The sequence below is a fragment of the Anaerolineales bacterium genome (assembly GCA_022866145.1).
Classification (GTDB): Bacteria; Chloroflexota; Anaerolineae; order Anaerolineales; family E44-bin32; genus PFL42.
This window is the reverse complement of sequence record JALHUE010000284.1, coordinates 1-5,475: the sequence shown is the minus strand read 5'-3', so window position 1 is coordinate 5,475 and position 5,475 is coordinate 1. Positions and strand designations below refer to the sequence as shown.

Genomic DNA, 5,475 nt, shown 5'->3' with positions numbered 1-5,475 from the left:
CGAACTCCATACTCAAGATGTTAAATAGCGTCTACCATATTCAACCATCAAGAGGGATGCAATGAAAAATCGAAGCTCCATTATTCTCGCACTGGCAATAGTTCTCATGACAAGCCTGGCTTGTACTATTGGAGGCACGGCGCTATCTACGGAAGTTGTAAAAGAGCCAACTCCTGGAAGCGAGCAAACGAACCCCGTCGCCACGACAGTTCCAGCTCAGGAGGCGGGCGGCAATGATCCTGCTGCAGGTCCCGAAACGATTGACCTGACAAACCCCGCATTGTATATCGTTCCCAGCGCGCCGGCGTTTAAATTTGAAAGCACGATCAAATATACGGGGGTGGATACAACGGGAGTCGCGAAGGAAGTCTCAGAGATCGGCTTGGCGGAGGTCCAAACTCAGCCGCAAACCACACAACGCTTTTCATCTTCATTGGAAGGATACGTAGATAGCCCCGGGACGACGGGTAGTATTAATATCCTGTCATCGGACACGGTTATCATTGGCGATCAGATGACCAGCGCCCAGATGGTCAGCGTCAACGGAGCGGCGCCAGAGCTGTTCTGCAATACCGGCCTCGCTTCAGAGGTGCAGGGACCCAGCTTGTTGGAGTCCACCCCCAAGATTCAGGAGTGGCTCATCGGCCAGGCGCCACGCGTCGAAAGCGGCATTCAGGTCAATGAATTCGTTTCCGACAAGTACGAATTGTCCGGCGACACCCTGCAGGGGGGCGATGGGTTGGTCAGCGCATATGTGTACGTGGCACGTGACGGCGGTTTCATAACGCGCTTTGAACTGCAATCCCAGGGGACTGAAGGGAGATTCGGCTTTGATCCCACCTTATTGACCGACATCAGCCGCACCTACAACTATTTCCTTGTGGAGGACGGCTCACTCCAGATTGCCAATCCCGCCGAATGCAACTAGCTGATTCGGCGGCTGATTTCCTCTGGAAGACTGGACGCACCTCGATTGCATGCAGGCTGCCAAGGCGGCCTGCATGCAAGTCCAATCACTCCCAACACAGAGAATCCTACAATTGACCTGAGTTGCCACCTTTGAATTCACGGGTGGCACCTCGGCTCATTGCCGATGCCCTCTCGCACGTGCGGCTTCCCTCCTCCCGCCAGGAGGGTGCAGATCTGCACTCTCCGGCACCTGCACCCGGGCAATTGCGCGTGCAGGTGCAAGTGTAGCGAAGGGATAGGCAGAAGCCTCTCGCCGTAGTCAGGCGTGAGTCCAGGAAACGCAGGCGCACAGAGTCTACTCGCGCCAGAATGAAGGAGACCCGATGAGACAGATCGCACTCACCTTGTCCGCTCTGGCAATCCTATTGGGGGCCTGCGGTGTCCCCGGAACGGTCACGCCACCTGCCCCCGACCTGCAGGTGAACACGGAACTGCCTGTGGCTACTGAAGTGCCGCTGGCTACGGAAGTGCCGGTGAATACGGAAGTGCCCAGCATGGGCTCCACCCGGATGTCGGAAACCGACGGTATGACGCTGGTCTACGTGCCGAGCGGGGATTTCACGATGGGCAGCGACAGCAGCAGCTATGCCAATGAGAGGCCTGTCCACACAGTCTTCCTGGATGCCTACTGGATCGACCAGACCGAAGTGACCAACGACATGTTCGGGGCCTTTGTCGCTCAGACCGGTTATCAGGCTGATGCCGAAAACGCGGGCTCGTCCTACGGATATGATCCCAATACCGGCAAGACCGAGCGAACCCAGGGCGCAGGCTGGCAACACCCGCTGGGGCCGGATTCCGGCCTGTCGGATCTCGCCGAGCATCCGGTGGTGCATGTTTCGTGGAATGATGCTCGGGCGTATTGTGAATGGGCAGGGCGCCGCCTGCCGACCGAAGCCGAATGGGAGAAAGCCGCGCGTGGCACGGACGGCAGAACATTTCCCTGGGGCAATGCTTTTGACGGGTCACGCTTGAATTCCGCAGACGTCAATTTGGGGGCGGGTCGGGGCAACAGCGATTTCGATGACGGTTTTCAGCTTACCTCGCCGGTTGGAAGTTATCCTCAAGGTGCCAGCCCGTACGGAGCATTGGACTTGGTCGGGAACGTATGGGAATGGGTGAATGACTGGGTCGATGAGGCCTACTACCAGAGTTCGCCTTCCGCCAATCCTGGCGGCCCAGATTCCGGCGAATACCGCGTCTTACGCGGCGGGTCGTGGCACGACCCCGAGGACGGCAATCGGGCGGCGTACCGCGGGTGGGCCTCCCCCGCGGATACCGACATCACCCTCGGGTTCCGTTGTGGACTCACGCCATAGGGCTAGAGTCCCCTTCTCTTCGATTCCTAACCGTTCCCCGGAGGCCGTTTCCCTCCGGGGAGGCCTGCGACAATCTGGAACCGCTTGTTTGCGTGGAAGCTGGCTGGACTCCCAGCCCCGGGAGGAATACTCCTAGGCCAGCCGCACGCGCGCGGCGGCCAACCGATCGTCGCCGGAACCCAGGCCCCCCGACCGCCCCCGGGCGGGCTCGCTGGCCGCAATCCGCCGGGACATTGTCTGCATGCCCCGCTGTGCTTTCCCCCAGCTTGCCTCTTGACAGTTCGGGGTATACACTGTATATTTACAGTGTAAATACTGAAGGTGACCTATGCCCAGCACGCAGCGCAAGCGCTCCCCCCGACCTATCCTCCGACAGGAGACGATCAAGGCGGCCGCACGGCACCAGATGGCCGAGCGCGGCACGGCCGGTCTGACGCTGCGGGGCATCGCCCGTGAGCTCGGCGTCACCGCCCCGGCGATCTACAACTACTTCCCCCATCTTGACGACCTGATCACCGCCTTGATCATCGACGCCTTCACCGACCTGGGCGTGGCCATGCAGGCGTCCGACTCGGCTGCGCCTACCGCCCGTCCCGCCGACCGGGCAATGGCGCAGTGCCTCGCCTATCGGCGCTGGGCGACCGATCACCCGCTGGACTTCCAGCTGATCTACGGCAATCCGATCCCCGGATACATCGCGCCGGCCGACATCACGATCCCGCTCGCCCGCCGGCCCTTCCTCGGCCTGTTCGCCTGCTTCCTCGAAGCGCACCAAGCGGGGGAGCTGCAGATCCCGGCGGAGTATGCCGATGTCCCAAAGGAGACGCACCACGCCATCTCCGCCTGGCAACTGCTCTCCGGCATCGAGATGCCGGATGCCCTGCTGGCTCTGCTGTTGAGCGGCTGGGCACGCATCCACGGTATGGTCATGCTCGAGCTCTTCCATCACATTCAACCGCTCGTCGGCGAGGGCGAGGCCTTCTACCGCTACGAGTTGGAGGCCTTCCTTCGCCAGCTCGGCCTGCAGGCCACCTCGCAGGTCGACTTCGCAACGCCACCTTGACGCCGCCGGGTATCCCGGCCAGGCAACTTCCAACCCAATCTCACTCAGGAGCGGGCAAATGTCTCAGGTACATGTTGTGTTCGGCACGGGTCCACTCGGACGGTCGGTGATGCAGGAATTGCTCGCCCGCGGGCGCACGGTGCGCATGCTCAGCCACAGCGGTACGATGGCCGAGACCCCGGCCGGCGTGCAGGTGGCGGCAGCAGACCTGTACGACCCGGCCTCTGTCCGGCGCATGGTGCAAGACGCAGCCGTCGCCTATCAGTGTTCCCAGCCCAAGTACCACGAGTGGCCGCAGAAGTTCCCCCCGCTGCAGGCTGCAATCCTCGAGGGGCTGACCGGCACCTCCACCCGGCTGGTGATCGCCGAGAACCTGTACATGTACGGCGACACCGACGGACACCCGCTAACCGAAGACCTACCCTTCGCCGCGCACACACGCAAGGGCAAGGTGCGCGCGGCGATGTCGCAGGCGGCGCTGGCCGCCCACCAGGCCGGCAACGTCCGGGTCGCCATCGGGCGCGGCTCCGATTTCTTCGGGCCCTGGGCGTTGAACTCGTCCCACGGAGATCGGGTCTTCTACCCGGCCCTGGCCGGCAAGACGGCCAGCTTCGGCGGGCGCCTCGATCAGCCGCATACGGCGACCTACATCGGGGACTTCGGCAAGGGCCTGGTCATCCTCGGGGAGCGCGAAGATGCCCTCGGCCAGGCGTGGCACGTCCCCAGCGATCGGCCCTCGATCACCCAGGGCGAATTCGCGCAGCTCGTCTGCGAGCAACTGGGGATCCCGCCCCGGTCCAGCGCGATCTCGAAACGGATGATGCGCTTGGCGGGATTGTTCATCCCCGGAGCGCGCGAGGCGGTGGAGATGATGTACGAGTTCGAGAAGCCCTTCATCGTCGACAGCAGCAAGTTCGAGAAGACCTTCGCGGTCCGGCCCACGCCGTTGGCGCAGGCCATCGAGGCCACTCTGGCCTGGTACCGGAGCCATCCCAAAAACTGAGCGGCGTGTCTCACCTACCGGCCCGGCGAAGGGCACCCCCCGGCTGACGCCCTGCAAGGCGTGTGCAGCCGGAGCAGAGCACAAAGCGAGGCCTTGGGGGGAAACCCCAACCCCTCCCTGTGCGATTCCCTCCGTCCATGAGGCAGGTCGGTCTGGTACCGACGGGCAGGATCTCAGCCTGAAGCCCAAGCGGAAGCGCGGCCGTCGTCGCCGAAGCGGCTGGTGGCGGTCGGCGCCCCGGTCTCAGGCGTGCGGCTGCAAACGATCCGTGTCGCACACAGTGCGGCTGCTGTGACAGTACCGGTGGACCTCATCGGCAGCTCCATCTCGGCCCGTGAATGCCGCAGCCCCTGCGGGCATCCTGCATGCGCCATCCACCATCCCGAACCTCGTCAGTTCCGTGAGCGTAGTGTCGCGGGGAAGCTGCGATCCCTGTGCACCCGCCTCGAGGTGGGGCAGTTCTCGAGTGCGAGGGAGCCTTCAGGTTTGGAGGTCGCGGCGGGCTGCTAATGTAGATCGCGGCGGATGTTCTCTACCGAGTCTTCATAGCGGCCGACCAAGAAGCCCAAGAGGAGCGCGAAGGGAAAAAGCCCGCCGCCCACGCACACACCCCATGTCCCAGGCAGGAGCAGCGAGGCGATCGCGAACAGCATCAGGCCGATCACCCCGCCGAGGATCGAGTAGCGGATCTTGAACGTCAGGTCCCGCCACATCAGGCCGAAGGAAAACGAAGGCGTCAGCCGCCGGCGTTTCTGGGCGACTTCCCGATCAACCAGGCGTTGCTTCTTCAGGGGATCCCGGGCCTGAAGCTGTTGGTCGCGAATCCTGCGGTAGCGATCGACGTCCTGGTCCGGCATTCGCGCCTCCTCGCTGCCTGCCCGAGGGGGATGGCACGGTGCGATGTCGCACTACTGTACGGCGACTGTCGCTGGCAGGCAAGTCAGCGAGGGGAGAGGACAACCGCCATTGAGTCCGTGGGTGCAACGAGCGGTCCGAACGCCGCCCGTCTGCCGTCGTGTCTTGGGACGCGGCAACCCCGGAGGGCGCGGTGTACCCACGGCGACCCGCGCCACCTTGCGTTCACTTCCAGGCCAACTCCGAACGCGACCAACGAGGATCGG

General features: G+C 63.1%; 5 protein-coding genes. 4 read left to right on the top strand and 1 reads right to left on the bottom strand.

Going from position 1 to position 5,475, the window contains the following annotated elements; translation table 11 throughout:
• Positions 1–61: 61 nt before the first annotated feature.
• The 4 genes from MUO23_08820 (at position 62) to MUO23_08805 (ending at position 4,354) form a co-directional block, all read left to right on the top strand.
• Complete coding sequence (locus MUO23_08820) at positions 62–928, top strand: hypothetical protein (protein ID MCJ7513056.1); 867 nt, start codon at positions 62–64, stop codon at positions 926–928.
• Positions 929–1,292: 364 nt separating this feature from the next.
• Positions 1,293–2,288, top strand: a complete 996-nt coding sequence (locus tag MUO23_08815; GenBank protein MCJ7513055.1) for a formylglycine-generating enzyme family protein — start codon at positions 1,293–1,295, stop codon at positions 2,286–2,288.
• A gap of 328 nt (positions 2,289–2,616) precedes the next feature.
• Positions 2,617–3,351 (top strand): TetR/AcrR family transcriptional regulator, encoded by a 735-nt coding sequence (locus MUO23_08810; protein ID MCJ7513054.1) that lies wholly within the window; start codon positions 2,617–2,619, stop codon positions 3,349–3,351.
• Between the two features lie 58 nt (positions 3,352–3,409).
• Entirely contained in the window at positions 3,410–4,354 is a 945-nt protein-coding gene (locus MUO23_08805) for an NAD-dependent epimerase/dehydratase family protein (protein ID MCJ7513053.1), read from the top strand.
• A 506-nt stretch (positions 4,355–4,860) separates the two neighbouring features.
• On the opposite strand, the gene MUO23_08800 is transcribed toward MUO23_08805, so the two are convergent.
• Positions 4,861–5,211, bottom strand: coding sequence for a hypothetical protein (locus MUO23_08800; protein MCJ7513052.1), 351 nt, complete (start codon positions 5,209–5,211; stop codon positions 4,861–4,863).
• Positions 5,212–5,475: the final 264 nt, after the last annotated feature.